Here is a 22048-nt window from a genome sequence, read left to right on the forward strand (position 1 = left end):
ATTCTCAGAGTATTCGCACGCCCGGCCTCAGCTTTGCGTAGTGAACATCCTTAAGTTCGCAGGGAAACTGCCCCGGTGCGGCGCACATCAGGACCTTCTGCGCGATGGGTTCGAAATCGGCGCGGAAGTGGGTTGTGCTTTTTACGCATAGTATGCGTGCGTTTTCGGGTTCCAGATTGAACAACCGGATTTGCGCCAGATCCAGACATTGGTTTCGAATGCTGGTGACGATCACATGGGTTTGGGTTCCAATCAGTTCCAATGCGGCTGACGGCCCCAGGGTTGCGATACCGCCGCCGTACATTTCGCCCGTGTAACGGCATTGCCCTTCGCTTAGGTGATGTACGCGCACTTGCGCGGTAAACGGCGCGTCGCCCGGGCCTCGACCGCCAATTTCAGCGTCAAAATCTGCGCCGTGGCTCAAATCGTGGGCCTTTGCCGCCAAAAGCGGATCATGCATCAGCCCCAGAATGGCTGAAGGTGCGTTCTGCAAAACAAGCTCTCGCAGCAGGCCGGTTGTGTCAGCCGAAGCACCGGCGCCCGGATTGTCCTGCACGTCGGCGATCACAACGGGTCCTGTTCCGGTTGCCGTCCGGGCGCAAGCGACGGCGTCTTTCGGGCTCAGCAAGGTGGTGTCGAACTGCGTTTCGGCCGCTTGCAGGCTGGCAAAAACCTGTGCCGCCATTTTGTCAGCGTCAGATTGCGAGGCACCATAGGCCACGACGGATGGTCCCGCGTCGGGGATATCCGCTGCCGTAAATCCCATCGCCAGTTCGACCAGTTTCGTTCTCGGCCCATCGAACCCGTTCAGCGCGGCGTATAACGTGTTGGCCGGCTTGGTTTCCGTGTATTGGCAGTGCAGAGGGATCAGGTAAGGCCCTTGGCGCCATGCTTTTTTGGGTGGGCCGTTTGCACAGATTTCGCGGATCATCTGAAAAGCCCGTGCACCTGTCTCTGCCATGTCGAGATGCGGGTAGGTGCGGAAAATGGTCATTGCATCAGACAAGTCCACCATGTGCCCCGAGATATTTGCGTGCATATCTAGGCTCGCAACAAGCGGCAGGTCGGGGCCAATGACGCGTCTGATGCGCGCCAATAGCTCTCCTTCACCATCATCCCGGGATTCTGTGACCATGGCGCCATGCAGGTCCAGGTACACCCCGTCGAGTTGTGCCATGCCCGAAAGCGCAGTGGTGATAAGACCGGCGATGGTGTCAAAAGCATGATCTGTGACCTTGCCGCCCGGCTCTGCCGCACACCACAGAATAGGCAACAACTCGACGCCAGCGGATTCCGCAGCTTGCGCGAACCCGGCGACGGGCAGGTTCATGCCGCGAGTAACCTCCAGAACGCCCTGACCCCGCAGCAATTCCGGCCAACTGTCGGCCTGCTCAAAATCGCTCAGCTTCGTGGGGGTATCGACGAACGTGTTGGTTTCGTGCTGAAATCCTGCAATTGCAATTCTCATCTAAGCAATCTGCCGCTTATGATTGCGCCAATTCGGCGGTCAAAATCTCCTGCAATTTCCTGGCCACGATGTCCGGTTTGTGGCGCGTCATCGAAACATGACCAAGCCCGGGAATTTCATGAAACACCCCGTTTAGTGCCAGATCAGAAACCACCTTGCACATGACCGGAGCGGTCTGAACATCCTCGGAAAAGGCGATGACATGGATCGGGACCGGGCAGGTTTTCAGGTCCTCGCGACAGTCGAATTCCAGACAGGCTTCCCACTGATCGATCGTCGCCTGCGGGTCGCGGTTGCGAAAGCGTTCGGTGTAAGATGCCTTGAGCTGTTCCCAAAGATCGGGCTCGTGCAGCGCCTTGGCCGGGAACGCATAAACGGCGTAGTGCGGTGCCAGAAAATAGTCGGGCAGGGTAATGCCATCCTTGCGCAGGTCGATCTCGGCCTGCATCCAGTCACGGGTGAACCCGTCGATGTAAGCCGAAGTGCCCATGGGAATGGCCAACCGCACCTTGTCGGGGAAGTCTATCGCGGTTTGCTGTGTGACCAGTCCGCCCAGCGACAGACCGCAGACGGCAGCCTGCCCCCCCGCAAACGCGTCAATCACCGCAGCGCAATCGGCAGCATAGTCGTGCATCGTCCAGGGGGGAGGGGGAGACTGGGTTTCACCCGCACCTCTCGGATCATAGGTGATGCACTTGAAGCCCGCAGACAGGCGCGAGAACTGTTCGGAATAGGCCTCGGCCGTCTGATCGCCGCCGGGAACGAAAACGACCGGCGGCCCGTCCCCTTCGACGACAACACGCATGGTGACGCCGCCGATGGTCAGGTGATGGGTTTCGGCTTTAGGCCCAAACTCAGGGAAGGCTGGCATTGGAATGCTCCTATGGCCGCAGGGGCAAAAGATATTGCGTTTCGTCACATCCCGTTGCGAGGGATGATGTGCGTCTCTTCTTCTTCAAAGATCAGTTCCTCGCCCGACCAGGCCTTGAGGCGTGAAGTCAGGTGAAACTCTGTTTCCGTCGCCCTTTGCTCGGAATAGGTCCAGATTTTTGCGGACCAGTCTTCCCGGTCGAAACCCGCCGTTTGCTCCATGGTGGCGACGGCAGACAAGGGGTCGCTTGGGTGGATCGTATAGCGTCGGTCGGACACGTCGCTCAGCACCGTTCCGATGTCATCAAGGCGGAAATCGCCGATGGGGCCAAAAACACCGCCATCCAGAAAGAAACGATGGGTTACTTCGCCGTTGGTCAGGTCGGTATGCACCGAGCGCTCCATGGACCCGTCGCGGACATGTGTCTTTCTGGGGGCGATGTCCGAAGCAGCCGGTTCCTGCAGCGGGCGCGGTTCATCTGCGTGCTGTGGCTGTTTTCGGACAGGCAGGTTCAGCCGTGATGTGCCGGGCTGAATCGTCAGCGTTACCGGCTGCGGAGCAGGCCACAGAACAGGCCAATAGGTCGATGCGATTTGCAACGTGACGCGGTGGCCCGCGGGAACCCGGTAGCCGGTCCCATACAGGGGAACCGTTACGTTCATGTCTTCGCCGGGTGTAATCGACGTGGGCTGGGTGTCGCTGTCGCGGTGGTTGAGGTTGCAAAACCCCCGCGCGATCAGCGTTTGGGCGCCATCCGGGGCCTCATCCACCAGCAATGCGGCGACAAATCCCTGCGGCTGGTCGGCGGATACCGTCAGGTCAACGCTGGGCTGGCCCAAAAGGTCGAGCGGTTCGGTCAGTGACGGCCCTTGGAACTGCACCGCGCCCCCGGCGTCGATCCGGCAATCTGCGGCCATGTCGCCGGGTATGGCGAAGGAACACATGTCGCCCGCAGCCGCCCCGAAGCTTTGCGGCGAGCAAATCGCCATCGCGGCTCCGGCTTGGGCCGTTTCGCCCAATACAAGATCATTCAGCCAGAATGTCCGTTCGGTGACATGGGGTGACGGCCATGACGGTTCTTCGACCCAGCGCCCCGAGCGTTGCAGATGAGTGCCCGAAGGGGCCGCGCTGTCCTGCAGGAAGAACCGCAGCGGCGGCTCATCCATCAGACCTGTGTCCTTTCCTTTCAGCCAATGGTCCCAAAAACGGATCACCTCGCCGACAAAATCGGCCTTTGGTCCGGGGATACCTTCATGAGGGTAAAGATGCGCCCAAGGCCCCATCAGGATTTTGACCGGACCTTTGAGGTGCTCGGCAATGCGGAAAGGCGTGTCGCGGTACAGGTCCATCCAGCCGCCGAAGAAATACACCGGAACCTCAACATCCGCGTAATTCTCGCAGATCGAACCGCGCCGCCACATTTCGTCATGGGTTTGGTGTTCCAGCCACATCGCGGGCCAGAATTTCGCACCTTGCAGACGGTCCCGCCACATGTCGATCCAGCGATCTGCGCCGACGATTTCAGGATCGGGGGGCATCGCGTTGTAGAGCTGCATGATCGAGCCCCACCAGAAATTGTCATTGGCCAGACAGCCGCCGTAAAAGTGAATGTCCTCGCGCCACCGATCATCGGTGCCCATCACCGGTGCAATTGCCTTTAGCGCCGGGGGGCGTGTGGCCGCGACCTGAAACGCGTTATAGGCGCCCCAGCTTTTGCCGAACATGCCAACATTGCCGTCACACCAATCCTGCGCCGCAATCCATTGGATTATGTCGTGCCCATCCTGGATTTCCTGATGGGAATATTCATCTTCGGCCACGCCCTCACTGTCGCCATACCCTCGGATATCCACGCGGATCGACGCATAACCGGCGGCTGCAAAATGCGGGTGCATGCTTTCGTCGCGCATCCGTGTTCGGTCCCGCCGACGATAGGGAATGTATTCGAGGATGCACGGCAGAGGCTCTGCTCTGGCTGTCTCAGGCAACCAAAGCCGCGCGGCGAGTTTTGTGCCGTTCGGCATCGGAATCCAGATGGTTTCAATGACCTCGATGCTCATGATGCAACTCTTTCGGTGGTTTCCGGCGGGCGTGCGCCGGGTTCCAGTGGGAAATGGCAAGCCACCGCGCGCCCGTTTGTCACCTGCCTTTCGGGCGCGTCCACGCTGCATCTCGATTGCGCCCAGGGGCAGCGGGTGTGGAACTCGCACCCAGACGGGCGGGCCAGCAGCGAGGGGACCTCGGCTGGCAGGGTGATCCGGTCATGGGTCTTGTCCGGGTCGGGCTCGGGATTGGCCGACAGAAGCGCGGCGGTATAGGGGTGTTGCGGGGCTCTGAACACCTCTTCCGTGTCGCCAGCTTCGACGAAGCGGCCCAGATACATCACCGCAGTTCGGTCCGCCACATGGTGCACCACGTGCAGGTTGTGGGTGATGATCACCATCGCCAGCCCGAGCCGTTCGCGCAGATCGTTCAGCAGGTTCAGAACCTCGCCCTGAACGGACACGTCCAGACCTGCTGTGGGCTCATCCGCGATGATCAGTGCCGGGTCCAGCGCGATGGCCCGCGCCACACCAACCCGGCGGGCCTGACCACCCGACAATTGATGCGGAAAGCGTGAGGCGAAACTTGTCGGCAAACCCACCAGTGTCAGTAGGCGCTCGGCCTCTTCCCGCAGATTGCGGCCTTCGATTCCGTGGATGCGGAAAGGCTCGGTCACCAGATCGCCCACGGTCATACGGGGCGAGAGGGACCCTACGGGGTCCTGAAACATCATTGACATACGCTTGCGGACCGGCTTCATCGCCTTGCGGTCCAATTCGTCGATGCGTTGATCCTCGAACGTAATCGCCCCGGCGCTGATCTCTTGCAGACCATTTACGGCGCGGGCAAGTGTGGTTTTACCTGACCCGCTTTCGCCGACAAGGGCAAAGGTCTCTCCCCGGTTGACCTCGAAGCTGACCCCGGCCACGCCAAGGATCGCGCTTTTGCGCCCAAGCCCGCCAACCGGAAACGAGACCTGCACATCTTCGACCTTGAGAATGGGATCGCTACTCATGCCGTCACTCCGGTTGCAGCGGGGGTGTCTGCGACAAAGCAACGGGCGATATGGCCGTCTCCGATGTCTTTGTCGGGTGGCGGGGCCGAGCAGGCGTCGACAACACGGTCGCACCGGTTGGCGAAGATGCAACCGGCAGGTCGGGCCCGCAGGTCGGGGATTTCGCCGGGGATCGTCGGCAGATGCCGGGTGCGTTCGCTTTGCCGGGCCGGATCGCATTCCAGCAGCCGCGCCGTGTAGGGGTGGCGCGGGTCCTGGAATATCTGCCGGACGGTGCCGCGTTCGACCACTTCGCCCGCATACATGACCACCACATCGTCGCAGAGTTCAGCGATGACACCCAGATGGTGCGAGATGAACATCACCGAACAGCCAATCTTCTGCTGCAGGTCCTTGAGCAACTCGATCGTCGTCACCTCAAGCGTTGCATCCAGCGCCGTTGTGGGTTCGTCCGCGATCAGCAAAGCAGGCTCCATCATCAACGCCATGGCGATGGCGATCCGCTGCTTCATCCCGCCCGAGAACTGATGCGGATAGCGCGCCAGCGCCGCGCGGGCATCCGGGATGCGCACCAGTTCCAGCATCTCGACCGCGCGTTCCATCTTTTCCTCTTTCGACAGCGGAGAGCGATACTGGATATTCAGCATCTGCTTGCCGACCGAAATCACAGGGTTCAACGCGCCCATCGGGTCCTGGAACACGGTTGCGATACGCGGGCCGCGCAGGTCGCGCATGCGTGACGGGGGCAGGGTGGTCAGTTCATCCTGTCCTTCAAACAGAATCGACCCGCTGTCGATGCTGCCATTATCGGCCAGCAGGCCCAGAATGGCGTTGATCAGCGTGGATTTCCCGCAGCCGGATTCCCCCACGATTCCGACAATGCGGTTCTCGGGCACATCGAAAGTCACATCTTTCAATGCGTGAAGCGGTCCGGCCTCGGTCGAGAAGCTGACGTTCAGAGTGTCTATGCGCAGCGTGGTCATCAGCGTCCTTTCAGCCGGGGATCGAACACGTCCCGCAGCGTCTCGCCCAGGAAGGTAAAGCCCAGCGTGGTGATGATGATCGGCACACCGCCTGCAATCGCGATCCAGGCGGTATCGCGGATATTGGTGAACCCGTCATTCAGGATAGACCCCCAGCTTGGGGTGGGGGGGCGAACGCCGAGGCCCAGAAAGCTCATCCCCGCTTCGATGCCGATCACGACCGGGATGTCCATCGACGCGAGGATAACCAGCGGGCCGATCACGTTGGGCAGAATATGCACCCGCAGAATGCGCGCTGACGACGCGCCCATGCTTTGCGCCGCCGTCACGTATTCCGAGGTTTTCAAGGCGATGGTTTGCGTCCGTATGATCCGCGCGTATCCGGGCACAGTGACCAGAACGACGACGACCATCACAGCGGTCAGTGACGGGCCCATCAGGGTAACCAGCGCAAGGGCCAGCATGACGGTCGGAAAGCTCTTCATCGCGTCGAACAGCAGGATCATCAGGTTGTCCAGCCAACGCGGGCCGTAGCCTGCGATCAGGCCCAGAATGATGCCGATCACCAGCGAGACGGCGGTCGATACCAGAGCCACAAACAACGCAATCCGTCCGCCATGCAGCACACGCGCAAACAGGTCGCGGCCCAGTTGATCGGTGCCCATTAGATGCTGCGCGCTTGGGTCTTGGAACCGGTCACGCGGGTTGATTTTTGTCGGGTCCCAGCTGGTGAGCAGATCGGCGAAGACGGCACCAAAGATCACGAACAGCACCAGGAATAATCCCAGCGCGCCCAACGGCTCGCGCAGGATTTTGCGGATCGGGCGCCACAGCTCGGCCATGCGCCCAGGGGCGGGGTTAGAAACTGCTTCTGACACGGGGATCCAAAGCTCCGATGATGAGGTCTGCCAACAGGTTGAGCAGAACGAACAGGACGGTGGTGATCAGAACGGTGCCTGTCACGATGGGGAAGTTGCGGGTCAGGATGGCGTCATAGACCAGCTTGCCGACACCGGGGCGGGCAAAGACGATCTCGGCAAAGACAGCCGAGGACAACATCTGACCGATGCCCACACCCAGCAAGGTGACCGTGGGCAGGATCGCAATCGACAGCGCATAGCGATAGGTGATCGTCCGATCCGGCAAGCCAAAGGCGCGCGCCGTGCGGATATGGCTGGCCTCAAGCACTTCGAGCATCGAGGCGCGGACCATGCGGGCGATATAGCCCACCCATCCCAGACCAACCGCCAGTGAGGGCAGGATCAGGTGGGTCAGTTGATCGCCAAGGTTTCCGGGCTCGCCCGCGCCGATGGCGGGCAGCCAACGCAGTTCGACCGCAAAGATCAGCAGGGCGTAGATTGCGATCACAAAGGACGGCACCGCGATCACGGCCACGGACAGGATACCGACAACCCGGTCGGCCCAACTGCCACGGCTGACCGCTGCCCAGCAGCCCAGCGGAATACCCAGCGCCACCGACCACGTGATGCCGCCGACGATCAGGGCCAGCGTATAAGGCAGTTGTTCGAAGACAACGGTTGTGACGGGACGGCCCGACAGAACCTCGTCGCCAAGGTCTCCGGTCCAGGCCCCGATATAGAAATTCCAGAACTGTACCAGAACTGGCTGGTTCAGCCCCATCTTCTCGCGCAGGGCGGCGCGCATTTCCTCGGTCGCCCGAGGCCCCAGCGCGACCGAGGCCGGATCGCCGGGGATCAGATAGATCATGCAAAACAGCAGGAACATGGCGACCGACACAATCGCCGCAGCCAGCCCAAGCCGTTTGAAAAAATAGCTCAGCATACGCGCCCCCCAAAAGGCCGTGCGGGCGGCGGCCATGCGCCGCCCGTGTGCGTGGATCAGGCGGGTTTGAACAGCGGCAGCAGCGGCTCACCATTCGGCTTGAGGCCCGGACTGACCGTATCCTTGTGGATCAGGCCGACCACCTCATGCGTCAGGAAGACATAGCAGCCGCTTTCGTCCATGAGACCCTGCATCTTCTTGTAGATCTCATCGCGCTTGGCCGGGTCGCTTTCAACCAGACCTTCTTCGTGCAGCGCCTTGTATTCTTCGTTGTTGAAGCGTTCCCAGTTCCACACACCGACCTGTTCCGGCGTGAACCAGACCGTCGCCCAGCTTGGATCCGGGTTCATCGAGAAGCGGCTGAGCACAAGCTGCAGGTTCATGAAGTAGTCGCCATCCTTCGAGCCCAGCGTCCAGAACGTACCACTGTCATTCTGCTTGATCTCGCAGGTGACGCCGACCTCGGCCAGATTGGCCTGAATGACCTGCGCCGCCGTCAGGCGTTCAGACTGGTTCAGGATGTCCAGAGTGACGGTCATGCCTTCGGCACCTGCTTCGGCCAGCAACTCACGGGCCTTGTCCGGATCGTAGTCATAGGTCACGCTGTCCCGACTGCCCGGCAAGCCGGGCGCGATGATGCCATTGCCCACGGCGGCCGCCCCGAAATAGGCCGCATCAACAACGGTCTGCCGGTCAATCGCGTGCTGGATGGCGCGGCGGATACGAACGTCTTTCAACGCTTCGTTGTCCTGATTCATGCCCAGCCAAACATATGCCAGCGAGGGTTTTTCCTCGACAACCGATCCCTCAGGCGGGTTTTCCTTGAGCCGCGGCAGCGACGAGACCGAGGTCCATGTATAGTCCAGATCGCCCGCTTCAAAGCCCAGCTCGGCGGTCGAGGGGTCTTCGATCGGCAGGATGTGAATTTCCTCGTACCCGCCGGGCTCATAGGCCCAATCCGGGTTGCGCTTCAGAACGGTTTTCTGCTTGGGGACCCATTCGGTCAGAATGTACTGACCGGATTGCGCCACCGGCTCGGACCCGATCTTGCCGCCGATTTCTTCGACCGCTTTGCGCGAAACGACACAAGATGCTGGGGTCGGCAAGGTCGTTGTCCAAAGGGGAACGAACTTGTTCTTCAGATGGATCAGACCCGACAGGGTGTCTTTGACCTCAACCTCTTTCAACGCGCTCCAATCCCCGGCATAGGGGCTTTCATTGGCCGGGTCGGCAATACGCTCGATCGAGAACTTCACGTCATCGGCGGTCATCTGACCGAAGCCGTCAGTGAAACCGATGTTGTCGCGCAGTTTGAAGGCGATGGTCAGGTCGTCGAGCTGTTCGATGCTTTCAACAGCCACCGGCCGCCAGTTCCATTCTTCGCCCGGCTGGTTCGAGACCAGCGGCGCATAGATCGACCGCATGATGTCGGCTTCGGGCAGGGCCAGCCAGAAGGCCGGATCAAGAACCTGCAGGTCGCTATAGGACCGGATGGTCAGGACCGTGCCATCGGCACTGACGGCCATGTGCGGAAAGGCAAGGCTTGCCGCGCCAAGCGCACCGGCACCGGCCAGGACGGACCGCCTTGAAACGTCTCCTTTGAAGATGGAACTCATGTGCTTACTCCCTGTTTGTCGTGTCCGGGCATCCGTCCGGTTTGGTTGCTTGCGGGTCGGTGCCCGCGACTTCAGGTGCCAGCAGGCGTTATCCGTTCTTTTTCTTGTGTGACTGTGGCAGTTGCTCTGCAGCGCCAAGCGCTGAGAATCTTGGGATGATGACGGGCGAATTCACCCAGATCATGCGGGCAGGCTGATCCGAGACGTTGCGCAGAACGTGCAGGATGTCGCCGGGGAAGCTGAAGCTGTCACCGGTTCGAAGCGTGACGGTTTCATCTTCGAGAACAAGCTCCAGCTCACCGTCCAATACGACGCCGTGCATCTCGCCATCGCGCGAGAAATACTGGTCGATGACCTGCTCGGAATAGGGGCGGTAGTCCGATACGCCCAGGCAAAACCCACCTCCGATGGAGCTGGACAATAGCTGGTCCGAATAGCCCGACTGCTCGATGGGCTCGTCATAAAGAAGGTTCAGATTTCGGCGGTTGGGCTGCCGCACCACATAGGCGCGCTCTAACGGGCCAGAGCCGGGGCGGTGGTTGAAGAACCATTCCTCGGGCACGCCCAGGGCATCGGCGATCCGCGTGATCTTGTTGAGCGAGGCGCTGACCGTCCCGCGTTCGATCGCGCTCAGATGGCTGATCGAAACACCGCTGCTGCCAGCAAGCTCGGCCAGCGTCATCTGGCGGGCTTTGCGCAGCTGCCGCACCTCGGCACCAAAGGCGGCAAGGCCTTCTTCGCTGGCGGTGCGGGCTTGGTTTTTCGATGGCCCCTGGCTCACGATCCCTCCCTTCGTTCGCTGGGTATTTGGGAATGCTACGACAGTTTTTCTTTTTCGCAAGAAAAATTCTTCATTTTTCCTGTATACGATTTTTCAACGCTCCGGACGAAGGTGCTTACCCCCAACATTTCACCACCGAATTCCAAAGCGTAGCGCGTCATAGATTGCGGCTTGAATGTTGCGGGCAGAGACGGCGTCGCCGATGCGATAAAGATCAAAAGGCGCTGCCGGGTCCGTTTGCGGGAACAGATCGCCCGCACCCGAGACCAGAGCGCCCTGATCCACCGCTCCGCGATTGCGCGACAGCGGTTTGAGGTCAAAGTAAAGATCATCCAGCGGCGTGGTGCCCTGATTGACAACCACTTGATCGTAAATCTGTTTTTCAACCAGATCCGAGTAATCCGTGCCGATCGATGCCAACATCTGATTGCCCGATTTTCCAAGCGCTTTCAGGGTCCGGGTGACTGTAAACACGGCCCCGGACTTCTGGAGCGACCGCATATAGGGCACGAGGTTCATCGCCATGACCTCGGGCGCGAAGCTGCGGTCGCGTGTCATGATCTCGACCCGGCCCCCGGTTGCCGCGATGACCTCGGCTGCCATCAGCGCGGGGTGGTCCCCGGCATCATCATAGATCAGCACGTTTTCGCCCGGCTGCACATCGCCCGACAGGATGTCCCAGGCCGAAATCGCCAGCTCATTGCCCGAATCGAGGATTGTTGTTTCCGGCAGCCCGCCGGTTGCGATCACGACCATGTCGGGTGACAGGGCGGTCACGTCTTCAACGTCTGCGAAGGTGTTGAAGCGGAATGTCACGTCCCGCGCGGCACATTGCGCCATGCGCCAGTCGATGATCCCGATCATCTCGGATCGACGTTTGGACTGCGCCGTCAAACGGACTTGCCCGCCGGGTTCGGGGGCGGCTTCCAGAACGATGACCTCATGCCCGCGCTCGGCCGCGACACGCGCGGCCTCCAACCCGCCGGGACCTGCGCCGACGATGACCGCGCGGCGCGGGGTGTCGGTCTTGGGAATAACGTGCGGCATGGCCAGCTCGCGCCCGGTGGCCGGGTTGTGGATGCACAGCGCCTCGCCCGCCTGATAAATCCGGTCCAGACAGTAGGTGGCGCCCACACAGGGCCGGATGTCATCTTCCCGACCGGCTTCAACCTTTGACACGATCATCGGATCGGCCATATGGGCGCGGGTCATGCCCACCATGTCCAGAAGCCCCGCAGCCACAGCATGCCGGGCGGTGGCGATGTCAGGGATACGAGACGCATGGAACGTCGGCATTCCGGTCTCGGCCCGCACACGTCCGGCAAAGTCCAGATGCGGCGCGCTTTTCATGCCCTGCACCGGGATCACGTCGGTCATGGCCGGGTCGGTATGAATGCGACCCCGGATGACATTCAAAAAGTCCACCTGACCGCTGTCGCGCAGCTTGCGCGCGATCTCGAGCCCTTCCTCTTCGGTGATCCCGCCCGTTTCGACTTCGTCGGCAGTGTAGCGCACACCGACGATGAACTCGGGCCCCACGCGGTCGCGGATGGCGCCCAGAACCATGAAGCCAAAGCGCAGCCGGTTGTCGAGACTGCCGCCAAAAGGCGCGCCCATCGTGTTGGTGAGGGGCGACCAGAACTGATCCAGCAAGTGGCCATAGGCCTGCAATTCGATCCCATCCAAACCGGCGTCCTGCATCCGTTCGGCCGCATCGGCGTAGTCGGTGACGATCCGCTCGATATCGTAGTCTTCGATCTTCTTCGGAAAGGCCCGGTGCGCGGGTTCGCGGTAATGCGACGGCGACACCGATGGCAGCCAGTCGCCCTTGTTCCAGCCCGTGCGCCGCCCGAGATGGGTCAATTGGATCATCACCGCGCAGCCATGCGCATGGCAGGCATCGGTCAGTTCACCCATCCAGCGCACGACCTCATCCTTATAGGCGAGAATATTGTTGAACACCGGTGGGCTGTCGCGGCTGACCGTTGCCGAGCCTGCGGTCATGGTCATCGCCACACCGGCTTTCGCGCGCATTTCGTGGTAGGCGCGATAGCGTTCCTTGGGCATGCCGTCTTCGGGGTAGGCGGGCTCATGACTGGTGGTCATGATTCTGTTTTTCAGCGTCAGATGCTTCAACTGGTAAGGTTGCAGCAGGACGTCGCGGCTCATGACGAGGTTTCCTGGTCGGAGCTCCGAGACGCGATGACGTCTTTCGGAATGACCACAGGTGAAACGGCCCAGATCAGCCGACAGACCCGGTCGGTCCGGTTGCGCGCGTGGTGCGGAATCCGGGCGTCAAAGCTGTAGCTGTCTCCGGCGCGCAGGGTGATGAACTCATCCCCGATCTGCATCTCCAACTCGCCTTCCAGAACCAGTCCGTGCTCTTCGCCTTCGTGCTTTTGCAACGGATCTTCGGGGCGTTCCGCATGGGGCGCGTATACCGCCAGCCCCATATAAAACTGACCGCCGATCGAGCTGGACAGCAGATGGTCGGTATAGCCCAGCTCTGCCGCATCCTGACCGTACAGCGTGTTCAGCGCGCGCCGGTTCTGCGCGCGCACGACAAAGGCCTGTTCCATCGGCCCGGACCCCGCGCGGCGAGCAAAGAACCAATCCGGGGTGACGTCCAGCGCGCTGGCGATCGCCTGCAGAACATCGACCGAAGGCTTCGACACGCCTCGTTCTATCGCCGACACGTGGCTTAGCGAGATGCCGGCATCCTCGCTCAGTTGTTTCAGCGTCAACTGCCGCGCCTTTCGTAGTTGCCGAACTTCGCTGCCCAGCGAGGTGATTGCAGATGGCAATGCGACAACCTTGTCAGATGGCATGCGGCTCTCCGAGTCAGGGGTGGGCAGTGGAATTGCCTTTAGATTAGAAACATACTAGAAAAAATGAGTCAAATTCTTTTCCAAATCGAATACTACTCCGATATTGCAAGTTCAGATCGGATTTGCAGAAATGTCAGCGGGCTTGGCTCAATCACGGCGGACCAATATGGCGGAACAGATTGATTTTCCTTTTGACGTGTCAGAGACCGACCACCTGTGGATCGGGATGCGCGATGGTGTACGTCTGGCCGCCCGGCTATGGCGCCCGGTGACGCAAGATCCAGTTCCGGCGATTCTTGAATACATCCCGTATCGAAAAACCGACATGGTGCGGGCGCGAGACGAGCGGAACCATCCCTATTTTGCGGCCCACGGATATGCCTGCATCCGCGTGGATATGCGCGGGTCCGGTGACAGTGAAGGGCACATGCCGGACATGTACGCCCCGGACGAATTGGATGACGCGCGGCAGGTTATCGAATGGTTGGCCGCGCAACCTTGGTGCAATGGTCGCGTGGGGATGTTCGGCACGTCTTGGGGCGGCACTGCGTCTTTGCAGGCAAGCGTCGACGCGCCCGAACCGCTGAAGGCCACGATTGCCGTCTGTGCAACCCATGACCGGTTCGAAGACGACATCCATTACATGGGTGGGTGCGTGCTGTCGGATACGTTTGAATGGGGGGCAACGCTGCCTTCGATCCTTGCCTCGCCCCCGTCCGGGAACGTGGGTCCCGATTGGAAGACGATGTGGAAAGAGAGGATCGAAAACCTGACCTTTCCGCTGGAAAACTGGCTGCGCGAAGACGGCAGGGGTGAATACTGGCGGCACGGGTCCGTCATATTCAACGCCGATGAGCTCTCTGTGCCGATCCTGTCCATCGGGGGGTGGAGCGACCGTTATTCCAACTCCGTCATGGCTCTGGTCGATGCGCGGCCCGATCTGGTCTGGGGCGTCGTTGGCCCGTGGAGGCATCACTATCCGGATCATGGGACGCCGGGTCCAGCGATTGGGTTTCAGACCTTGGCGCTGGACTGGTGGGATCATTGGTTGAAGCCAGACAGGGCTGTGACACCCGGCTGGCCGCGTCTGCGAGCCTGGATGCGAGAGTTTGATACCCCGGGCGATACTTTGGCCGAGAGAGTCGGGAAATGGGTTCAAAGCGGTCCGGCATCACTGGAAACTGCGGTGCAAGAGCTGTCGCTTTCCAGTCTGAGAACCAGCGATGACGCCACCCCATGGCGTATTCCAGCCCACCCGGCGGTGGGGCAAAGTGCCGGAGATACGGGGTATTTCGGTCGCTTGGGCGGGTTGCCTCTGGATCAGAATGCGGATGATGCGCGTTCTTTGGTTTTTGAATCTGCTCCTTTGACCGAGGACATGGTTATCTACGGTGCCGTGACAGTTCGACTGGGCGGGGATACCGGTGACCAGTCGGGCCAGATTATTGCCAGGCTTGCGGACGTAAATACCGACGGGGTCGCCGCGCGCATAAGCTATGGCATCCGAAACCTTTCGCTCGACGAAAACCTGGATCGCGCGCCGACGACTATAGGGGTTGGCAAATTCGCCGCCGATATCAAGCTTCACTCGACCGCCTATCGTGTTCGCAAAGGGCACAGGCTGCGGCTGGCCTTGTCTTCGTCCTACTGGCCCCTCATTCATGCGGAGGCGCGGAGGGAGGACATTATTCTGGATACCGGAACGCTTTCTATTCCGGTTATGCAGCACTGGCCCTCTGACTTGGCGGAACCTTTGCCGCCTGTCCGGAATCTGCCGGTGCATAAAACACACTCGACCCATGCCCCCGGTGAGTTGGAACGCTGGAGAGAAACCCGTGGCGATGTGATCGAAATGGGTTGGCACCAGCCGCTTGTAAAAACGGCTTACGCGCAAATCGATACGATCTTCAGCTACGAAACCAGCATGGTGCATTCACTGGATATTTCGGCCTCGGTCGCGCAAGAGACGAAGGTGAATCACAGGATGGTTTTTGAGCGGCCTGACGGGGTTGCAGATGTCTCGATTGCATTGACCGCGCGTTCTTCTTCGGGGCGGACCATGGTCGATGCCGAACTAAATGTGGCGTGGAACAACTGTCCTTTTGCGACACGGAAGTGGTCTGTAACTCAGTAGGTTGTGCCGCAGCTTTCGGGGCCGCCATTTGGGATATCCGTAGTGGTCCGCCTCGTGCGGTGCATTCGGTGAATTCACTGCCCGGCAGCACTATTCGAAATGAACTGGCGGATGCGACGCCACATCTCTGGTGGGTTCGAGTACATGGGGAAATGGCCGCACTCGGGAATTTCGGCGAGTTCCACGCCCTGCGCGGCGATGTCGGACAGGTAGCTTAGCGTGGCGTTCTGGTCGCCATACATGAACATCTTCGGACAGGGCAGGCCCAGAAAGCGCTCCATCAGCCCAGCGTTATCCGACAGATCGACCATCGAGGTGAAAATGCCATGCACCGCCTCCGGCTGTACCTTGTGCGCCAATCCGGAAGCAAAGAGCGGGCTTGACCAGGCCGGGGCTTCGCGGGCGCGGTTGGTGAAGGCGGTCATGAAGGCTTGCGGGTTCCCGGCGGGAAAGTCGTGGATCTGACGGCTCAGAAAGCAGTCTTCGGGCGCGATATTGCCCTCGATGTTACAAAAACTCAGGACGCGTTCGGGATGCGCACTGGCCAGCATCAGAGCGGTAAGCCCGCCCATCGAATGCCCAATAAGGTGGAAGCGTTCGATCCCTTCGGCCTGCAACATCGCAAGAGCGGTTTTGACAAGGAACGGGATATCCACGCCGATGACATCGTCGCAATTCGTCTGACCAAATCCCGGAGCGTCATAAGCCAGAACCCCGTGCTGATCGAAGGCACGGTGACGCTGAATGTCGGCGTAGTCTTCCTTGGTGGACCCAAAGCCGTGCAGAAACAGGATAGGGGCTTCGTCTCCATCACGCCGGAGCGTGGAGACGTTCAAGTCCCTGCGATCGACGCGCAGGCTATGCGAAATCTGCTGACACTCGGCGCTCATCCAATCTCCCTTTCCAAACACGTCACCTCGGGCACGCCATAAATCTCTGCCAACGTCCCACCCGCGTCGAGTAGCGCCAAGGCACGAGCCTCTTTTTCTTTCAGGGCGCGATAGGCGGTGAGAACGGCGCCGACCTGTGACAGGGGAACAATCGTCACACCATCCGCGTCGGCTATGACCAGATCACCGGGCGCGACGGCAACGCCGCCACAGGCGATCACCCCATCAACTTCACCGCCGAAATTCTTGTGCGGTCCGGCCGGAACGGTGCCGCGCGCAAAACAGGGGAAAGCTGAGGCCAAGATCTCTGCCCGGTCACGCACGGCCCCGTCAACGACAAGACCGGCGATGCCTTTGCGCCGGGCAGCTTCGGTCATCAGCCCGCCCCAGACGGCATTGCCCTTAAATCCTCCGGCATCCGCGACCAATACGTCACCGGGTTCCACCAGACTAAGCGCGGCATGCAACGCGCTGTTGTCGCCCACAGTGCAGCGAACCGTGCGAGCCTGACCGACCAACCGCATATTCGCAGACAGCGGCTGTATGCCCCCATCCATGGCCTGCGCCCGGTTCAGGCAGTCTGACACGGCAGCCGCTTGCGCGCTGGTCCACGCGGCCAGTTCCAGTTCGGATAGACGGCGAAAATTGGCCTCATGTTGACTTACAGGCATGGTCTAGCTGGCTCCGAAACCGGATCCTGGCTTGCGATATTCATCGCGAGGCGGGGCAAAGATATCCAGCACGCGGCACCCATCGTCGCCCGCCCGCATCGTGTGTGGCACGCCGCCGGGCGTCCGCCAAAAATCCCCTTCTGCGAACGGGAATTCCTGATCCCCCTGAACGCGAATGCCTGATCCTTCAAGGCACAGGCCCCATTGTTCTTCTGGATGATGATGCAGGCTTCCCGATGCGCCCGGCTTTACCGTAACAACAGAAATCATCGCCTGATCGCCCGGATAGATATGCGCCGTCAGCCCATCCGCCAGCTGCCGCAGGATTGCGTCACTGCCATCGTTGATATTGTGGAATTCCGGGTGTTTGGCCATGGCGTGTTTTCTCATCCAGCAGTGATCATCGTTTGACGGCGGCAGGGCGGTGCCCCACGGCTTTGAGTATGTGTCCGTGCTTTTGACACAGGGCGACTAAACTTGAAAATCTTGTTAATGTATCGCTGTGATAGTTTTTGCAGATCAAGGGCGTTGGCGATGAAGCAAATAGATTTTCGGCTGAACCGGCAATTGTGGATGTTTCTGGCGGTTGCCGAGGAGGAGCATTTCGGACGGGCAGCCGAGCGGCTTGGAATGACGCAACCGCCGCTGTCCGAGCATATCAAAACACTTGAAGCCGCACTGGGTGTCGCGCTTTTCGATCGATCCAGACGTGGCACGAAGCTTACGCCTGCGGGAACAGCGCTTTTGCCTGCTGTTCGGAAATTTGCCGATCAGGCCGCCGATCTGGAACGCACTGTCAGGGAGGTGGCCACCGGTCAGTCCGGGGTTCTAAGCGTCGGGGCCATCACATCGGCCATGACGGATATCATACCGCAATGGATGCGCTGCCTGTGCCAAAGCGTTCCGGACCTTACGGTCTCAATTCATGAAATCGACAGTGTAGAAGCCGCGCCGGGTTTGCTCAGCGGGGCTTTGGACATGGTATTTTACCGATTGGACGGTGCGCCGGGCGACGGTCTTGACGGATTCCCGGTGACCTATGACAAACTGTGGATCGCTCTGCCCTCGGACGATCCCCGGGCAGACATAACGAAAATTTCCCTGTCCCTGATCACTGACAGCCCCCTTGTCATGCCGTCCCGAAAGGTAAGCCCGGTCTATTTCGACAGTATCGTTTCGGCCTGCAGAGGATATGGCTTTTCCCCGAGGATACTGCACGAAGTACGCTCGATTTCTTCGCAACTCGCCTATGTCAGCTGCGGGCAGGGCTTGGCGCTTGTGCCGGGTTCAATGGCAGGGCTGGCGCCCGAGAATGTTCGGGTTGTGCCTTTGCTCGAGGATATCTCGATCGTCACAACGGCCGTGGCCTGGCCTGCAGACAAGCACGCGCCTATGACCGATCGCGCTGTGGCAGTATTGCGTGATTTGATATCCGAGACCCCGCATTGAGCGGCTGGTTCGGGGCGGGCGCTTCAACCTTGCTTGGTGGAGTTTCTGACGACCAGATGTGCCCCCAGCTTTTCGGAGCTCGGAACCTGTTGCGTCGTGATCCAGTGTGCCAGTGCGTCTGCCGCCCGTTCGCCCATTTGGGAAACGGGCAGATGCACGCTTGTTAAGGGGGGGACAGACACGGCCGAGGTTGGCAGATCATCGACCCCCACCATGGAAATCTGATCCGGCACGGCAATCTGTTGGGCCTGAAGACCAAGCAACACCCCTAGGGCAACAACGTCAGACAGGCACAGAATTGCGTCCGGCTTGGTGTCCAGACTGCCGATGTGTTTTGCAACATCCGCTCCGCCCTGATGGCTGATCTCGGTCTCGAAGGTCGATAGCGTTCCGGTGAAAGGAAGGGCGTTGAGACCGGCAAGACGGGCTCGTGTGCGGTCATTGTCCTGCACTGGGCCATGCACGACGGCAATGTTGCGATGGCCGAGGTCGGCAAGGTGCTGCAAGGCAATTTGTGCCGCAGCCGCGTTGTCATATCCAATGGTCGGCAGCGGGCTTAGGGGGTCGAAGAAAGAAGTGATGATCGTCGGCACCATGGTGCGTTCGATCAGATCGTGAAAGGCGGGGTTGTGCGTGACCCCGGTGATGATAAGCCCCTCTGCTCCGATATCCAGCAGGCTTTTGGCTTTCTCGGCCTCGATGTCCAGACTTGCTTCGGTGGTTGAAACGATCAGGGACAATTGGTGCTCTGACAGTTTGCGTTCCAGCGCTGCGAGAAAGCGGGCAAAGATCGCATTGTCCAGGGTCGGGACCAATGCGCCGACAAACCGCGTGCGGCCGGAATTGATCGCGCGGGCGGCGGCACTTGGGACGAATTTCAGATCGGCAATGGCGGCCTGGACTTTTTCCAAGGTGTCTTTCTTGACCACCGCCGGTTCGTTCAGAACCCGCGAGACTGTCGCGACGGACACGCCTGCAGCCTTTGCCACATCTCTGAGATTTGCGCGTTTTTTAGGCTCTGGGGCTTTTTCCATCGTGGGTTTTGGCGTCCGTTTCGCGGGTTTCTAAGGAAAGAGTTGACATATGTAACTAGTTTCATCAACCTCTGTAACTAGTTACATTTTGGGAATCTGACGCCGATATGCGGGGATCTTCGGTCTTACATGCGTTCACGAACACGGGGTTTGACGGCCCCGGTCGCCTGTTTCCAGGGTTTCCAAAAGCGTCCGATACCCGCACCCATATTCTTGCCCCGCGTGAAGCCGTTCGGCTGGCAGTGAAACCCGGAGATTTGCTTTCGATAGAAGGGGTTGATCCAGCGCGTCCGCTGGAGGTCGTGGCCTTCACCGACGAGGGGCAACCGGGACTGGCAGCGCTGGGTTTGACGGGAACCGGGCTGATCGAGTGGGACGAGTTTGACAGTACCCGGCTCTCGGCCTGGGTCTCGGCGCAGGGCGGGGGGCGGCGGGTTCTCTGTCACAGGTTGGATCATGGGCCCGAGCCGCTGATTCTCCGTGCGGACCAGGCGGTCACGGTCTGGGTGATCCGCCCTGCCTGTGTTCCAGGGCTGATCGAAGGCAGGGGCACCGGGAACATCACTGTCCAACACAAGTCAGCGACAACCAAAGGCCCGCATTTGCCGCCTTTGCTGGGCGACACGCGGGATGAATTCACCGTGCAGCGGGGCAGCGCGCTGGCCTATGAGCTCAAGGCCGGAGAAGTCGTTCAGATAATCGATGTCGAAGGCCAGCAATGCTCTGACTTCATGGCGTTGCGGGCTGATGGTCTGGACCGGGGGCACGAGTGGATGATCGACTCGACCGCGACCCGCTCCATGGTGCGGCGGGCCTATCCCGGTCCCGGCTTGCTGGACAAGTTCTATGACCGCGAGATGCGGCCACTGCTGAATGTGGTTCAGGACACCTGCGGGCGGCACGATACATTCGGATTGGCCTGCACGGCGCGGGGCTATGAAGAAAGGGGTTTTCCGGGGCACCTGAACTGTTCTGACAACATGTCAAACGCTCTGACCCCCTATGGGGTGGCGCGCCGCGCCGCGTGGCCCGCGATCAATTTTTTCTGGAGCACATGGATCGACCCGGCATCCCATCACATCCTGACCGAGGAATCCCACTCGCGCCCCGGCGATTACGTCGCCATGCGCGCTTTGGAGGATCTGGTCTGTGTCTCGACGGCCTGCCCGGATGACATTGACCCTATCAACGGCTGGAACCCGACCGATGTGCATGTGCGCATCTACCGTCCCGAAACGCCAATCCGCCGCGCGGTTGCCTATCGTGAAAAGGAAGACGCCCCGATGTCGATCAGTCAGGAGTCCGCATTTCATGACCGTCTGGCCCCTTTGACCCAGAATTTCGCTCCGGCCCGGGATTTGTGGACGCCGGTCAGCTATCCCGCCCATGGCACTGTGGGCGAGTATTGGGCCTGCCGACAGGCGGTAACCGTGCAGGACATGAGCGGCCTGCGCAAGTTCGACATCATCGGCCCGGATGCCGAGGCGCTGTTGCAACTGGCCACCACGCGCAATGTCGCGAAACTGCCGGTTTGGCGCGGGTCTTATACGCTTATGTGCGACGAGAGCGGATCGGTCATCGACGATGGCACACTGTTTCGCCTCGCACCCGAGATTTTCCGCTGGTGCTGCGGGTCCGAGGAAAGCGGGCGCGTGCTGCAGGAACTGGCGGATGCGCGCGGCTTGCAGGTGCGGGTCCATGCGCTGCGCGGTGCAATGCCGAACCTCGCCATCCAAGGGCCGAAGTCGCGCGATCTGCTGCGCAAGATTGCCTTTACGCAACCGCATGTGCCGGGTCTCGATCATCTCAAATGGTTTGGCGTCACCATCGCGCGGCTGCACGACCGTGAAGGCGCGCCGTTCATGCTGTCGCGCTCGGGCTATACCGGGGAATTGGGGTATGAAATCTTCTGCTCAAAATCCGATGCGGTGGCGATCTGGGATGCCGTGATGGGCGCAGGTGAAGAGTTCGGGATCACCCCAATGGGCTCGGCCGCGCTGGACATTATCCGGATCGAGGCGGGGCTGGCAGCGGCCAACGCGGAATTCGCACCGGGCGTGGATGCGTTTGAGGCCGGTTTGGGCTTCGCCGTCGATCTGAGCAAAACCGAATTCACCGGCAAGGCCGCGCTGGAACGCAACGCGCGTGACCCGCGCCGGGTGCTCAAAGGGCTGTTGATCGGCTGCGACGATGTGCCGGCGCATGGTGCCCCAGTCTATGCGGGTGAGCGGCAGGTGGGTGTGGTCACGTCGGCCACACGTTCGCCCATTCTGGAACACGCGATCGCCATGGCACGGCTTTCGGTCGAATACGCGGACAACCGCACCGCGTTGGAAATCGGCCAACTCGACGGGCGGATGAAACGCCTGCGCGCCACCGTCACGGACATTCCATTCATAGACCCGCAACGGAAGCGGGCACGCGCCTGATGGCGCATGTAACTCAACATAACGGGAGAAATG

18 protein-coding genes are annotated in these 22048 nt (G+C 60.4%); 3 read left to right on the forward strand and 15 right to left on the reverse strand.

All coding sequences use genetic code 11. The annotated features are described in order from the left end of the window. Nucleotides 1-4 precede the first annotated feature (4 nt). From ACR0EZ_RS00280 to ACR0EZ_RS00330, 11 genes are all read right to left on the reverse strand, one after another. Nucleotides 5-1468 (reverse strand): M81 family metallopeptidase, encoded by a 1464-nt coding sequence (locus ACR0EZ_RS00280; RefSeq protein ID WP_480609502.1) that lies wholly within the window; start codon nt 1466-1468, stop codon nt 5-7. A 16-nt stretch (nt 1469-1484) separates the two neighbouring features. Beyond that, nucleotides 1485-2339, reverse strand: a complete 855-nt coding sequence (locus ACR0EZ_RS00285) for an alpha/beta fold hydrolase (protein WP_480609505.1) — start codon at nt 2337-2339, stop codon at nt 1485-1487. A 44-nt stretch (nt 2340-2383) separates the two neighbouring features. Further along, nucleotides 2384-4399: a CocE/NonD family hydrolase gene (locus ACR0EZ_RS00290; RefSeq protein ID WP_480609506.1), complete on the reverse strand. Its 2016-nt coding sequence runs from the start codon at nt 4397-4399 to the stop codon at nt 2384-2386. After that, the gene (locus ACR0EZ_RS00295; RefSeq protein WP_480609509.1) at nt 4396-5397 is read right to left on the reverse strand and encodes an ABC transporter ATP-binding protein; all 1002 of its coding nucleotides are present in this window, start codon (nt 5395-5397) and stop codon (nt 4396-4398) included. Before ACR0EZ_RS00295 ends, ACR0EZ_RS00290 begins: the two co-directional genes overlap by 4 nt. Then, nucleotides 5394-6380, reverse strand: a complete 987-nt coding sequence (locus ACR0EZ_RS00300; RefSeq protein WP_480609511.1) for an ABC transporter ATP-binding protein — start codon at nt 6378-6380, stop codon at nt 5394-5396. The genes ACR0EZ_RS00295 and ACR0EZ_RS00300 overlap by 4 nt, the downstream gene beginning before the upstream one ends. Continuing rightward, complete coding sequence (locus tag ACR0EZ_RS00305; RefSeq protein WP_480609514.1) at nt 6380-7222, reverse strand: ABC transporter permease; 843 nt, start codon at nt 7220-7222, stop codon at nt 6380-6382. The genes ACR0EZ_RS00300 and ACR0EZ_RS00305 overlap by 1 nt, the downstream gene beginning before the upstream one ends. Nucleotides 7223-7238: 16 nt before the next feature. Further along, entirely contained in the window at nt 7239-8183 is a 945-nt protein-coding gene (locus ACR0EZ_RS00310) for an ABC transporter permease (protein ID WP_039523736.1), read from the reverse strand. 56 nt (nt 8184-8239) lie between these two features. Continuing rightward, nucleotides 8240-9799 (reverse strand): ABC transporter substrate-binding protein, encoded by a 1560-nt coding sequence (locus ACR0EZ_RS00315; RefSeq protein ID WP_480609517.1) that lies wholly within the window; start codon nt 9797-9799, stop codon nt 8240-8242. Between the two features lie 88 nt (nt 9800-9887). After that, entirely contained in the window at nt 9888-10580 is a 693-nt protein-coding gene (locus tag ACR0EZ_RS00320) for a helix-turn-helix domain-containing protein (protein WP_480609520.1), read from the reverse strand. 129 nt (nt 10581-10709) lie between these two features. Next, nucleotides 10710-12749: an oxidoreductase gene (locus ACR0EZ_RS00325; protein ID WP_480609523.1), complete on the reverse strand. Its 2040-nt coding sequence runs from the start codon at nt 12747-12749 to the stop codon at nt 10710-10712. After that, on the reverse strand, nt 12746-13408 hold the full coding sequence (locus ACR0EZ_RS00330) for a helix-turn-helix domain-containing protein (protein WP_480609525.1): 663 nt from the start codon (nt 13406-13408) through the stop codon (nt 12746-12748). Before ACR0EZ_RS00330 ends, ACR0EZ_RS00325 begins: the two co-directional genes overlap by 4 nt. 166 nt (nt 13409-13574) lie before the next feature. Between ACR0EZ_RS00330 and ACR0EZ_RS00335 the strand changes: the two genes are divergently transcribed. Then, nucleotides 13575-15542: a CocE/NonD family hydrolase gene (locus ACR0EZ_RS00335; protein WP_480609528.1), complete on the forward strand. Its 1968-nt coding sequence runs from the start codon at nt 13575-13577 to the stop codon at nt 15540-15542. A 74-nt stretch (nt 15543-15616) separates the two neighbouring features. On the opposite strand, the gene ACR0EZ_RS00340 is transcribed toward ACR0EZ_RS00335, so the two are convergent. The 3 genes from ACR0EZ_RS00340 to ACR0EZ_RS00350 are packed head-to-tail and all read right to left on the reverse strand — an operon-like array spanning nt 15617 to nt 17493. Continuing rightward, nucleotides 15617-16432, reverse strand: coding sequence for an alpha/beta fold hydrolase (locus tag ACR0EZ_RS00340; RefSeq protein WP_480609531.1), 816 nt, complete (start codon nt 16430-16432; stop codon nt 15617-15619). Then, nucleotides 16429-17103, reverse strand: a complete 675-nt coding sequence (locus ACR0EZ_RS00345) for an RraA family protein (RefSeq protein WP_480609534.1) — start codon at nt 17101-17103, stop codon at nt 16429-16431. Before ACR0EZ_RS00345 ends, ACR0EZ_RS00340 begins: the two co-directional genes overlap by 4 nt. Nucleotides 17104-17106: 3 nt before the next feature. Continuing rightward, on the reverse strand, nt 17107-17493 hold the full coding sequence (locus tag ACR0EZ_RS00350) for a cupin domain-containing protein (RefSeq protein ID WP_480609536.1): 387 nt from the start codon (nt 17491-17493) through the stop codon (nt 17107-17109). A 144-nt stretch (nt 17494-17637) separates the two neighbouring features. Here ACR0EZ_RS00350 and ACR0EZ_RS00355 point away from each other — a divergent pair, with 144 nt between their 5' ends. After that, nucleotides 17638-18552, forward strand: coding sequence for a LysR family transcriptional regulator (locus ACR0EZ_RS00355; protein ID WP_480609539.1), 915 nt, complete (start codon nt 17638-17640; stop codon nt 18550-18552). 23 nt (nt 18553-18575) lie between these two features. Here ACR0EZ_RS00355 and ACR0EZ_RS00360 read toward each other — a convergent pair whose 3' ends face one another. Further along, complete coding sequence (locus ACR0EZ_RS00360; RefSeq protein WP_480609542.1) at nt 18576-19586, reverse strand: LacI family DNA-binding transcriptional regulator; 1011 nt, start codon at nt 19584-19586, stop codon at nt 18576-18578. Between the two features lie 107 nt (nt 19587-19693). Here ACR0EZ_RS00360 and ACR0EZ_RS00365 point away from each other — a divergent pair, with 107 nt between their 5' ends. Then, on the forward strand, nt 19694-22015 hold the full coding sequence (locus ACR0EZ_RS00365; RefSeq protein ID WP_480609545.1) for a DUF1989 domain-containing protein: 2322 nt from the start codon (nt 19694-19696) through the stop codon (nt 22013-22015). Nucleotides 22016-22048: the final 33 nt, after the last annotated feature.

Source organism: Ruegeria sp. AK4, assembly GCF_056541025.1.

Bases quoted from the DNA above. Each gene is read 5' to 3' on its own strand.
- ACR0EZ_RS00280 (WP_480609502.1), bottom strand. From the start codon at position 1,468: ATGAGAATTGCAATTGCAGGATTTCAGCACGAAACCAACACGTTCGTC.
- ACR0EZ_RS00285 (WP_480609505.1), bottom strand. From the start codon at position 2,339: ATGCCAGCCTTCCCTGAGTTTGGGCCTAAAGCCGAAACCCATCACCTG.
- ACR0EZ_RS00290 (WP_480609506.1), bottom strand. From the start codon at position 4,399: ATGAGCATCGAGGTCATTGAAACCATCTGGATTCCGATGCCGAACGGC.
- ACR0EZ_RS00295 (WP_480609509.1), bottom strand. From the start codon at position 5,397: ATGAGTAGCGATCCCATTCTCAAGGTCGAAGATGTGCAGGTCTCGTTT.
- ACR0EZ_RS00300 (WP_480609511.1), bottom strand. From the start codon at position 6,380: ATGACCACGCTGCGCATAGACACTCTGAACGTCAGCTTCTCGACCGAG.
- ACR0EZ_RS00305 (WP_480609514.1), bottom strand. From the start codon at position 7,222: ATGGCCGAGCTGTGGCGCCCGATCCGCAAAATCCTGCGCGAGCCGTTG.
- ACR0EZ_RS00310 (WP_039523736.1), bottom strand. From the start codon at position 8,183: ATGCTGAGCTATTTTTTCAAACGGCTTGGGCTGGCTGCGGCGATTGTG.
- ACR0EZ_RS00315 (WP_480609517.1), bottom strand. From the start codon at position 9,799: ATGAGTTCCATCTTCAAAGGAGACGTTTCAAGGCGGTCCGTCCTGGCC.
- ACR0EZ_RS00325 (WP_480609523.1), bottom strand. From the start codon at position 12,749: ATGAGCCGCGACGTCCTGCTGCAACCTTACCAGTTGAAGCATCTGACG.
- ACR0EZ_RS00330 (WP_480609525.1), bottom strand. From the start codon at position 13,408: ATGCCATCTGACAAGGTTGTCGCATTGCCATCTGCAATCACCTCGCTG.
- ACR0EZ_RS00335 (WP_480609528.1), top strand. From the start codon at position 13,575: ATGGCGGAACAGATTGATTTTCCTTTTGACGTGTCAGAGACCGACCAC.
- ACR0EZ_RS00340 (WP_480609531.1), bottom strand. From the start codon at position 16,432: ATGAGCGCCGAGTGTCAGCAGATTTCGCATAGCCTGCGCGTCGATCGC.
- ACR0EZ_RS00345 (WP_480609534.1), bottom strand. From the start codon at position 17,103: ATGCCTGTAAGTCAACATGAGGCCAATTTTCGCCGTCTATCCGAACTG.
- ACR0EZ_RS00350 (WP_480609536.1), bottom strand. From the start codon at position 17,493: ATGAGAAAACACGCCATGGCCAAACACCCGGAATTCCACAATATCAAC.
- ACR0EZ_RS00355 (WP_480609539.1), top strand. From the start codon at position 17,638: ATGAAGCAAATAGATTTTCGGCTGAACCGGCAATTGTGGATGTTTCTG.
- ACR0EZ_RS00360 (WP_480609542.1), bottom strand. From the start codon at position 19,586: ATGGAAAAAGCCCCAGAGCCTAAAAAACGCGCAAATCTCAGAGATGTG.
- ACR0EZ_RS00365 (WP_480609545.1), top strand. From the start codon at position 19,694: ATGCGGGGATCTTCGGTCTTACATGCGTTCACGAACACGGGGTTTGAC.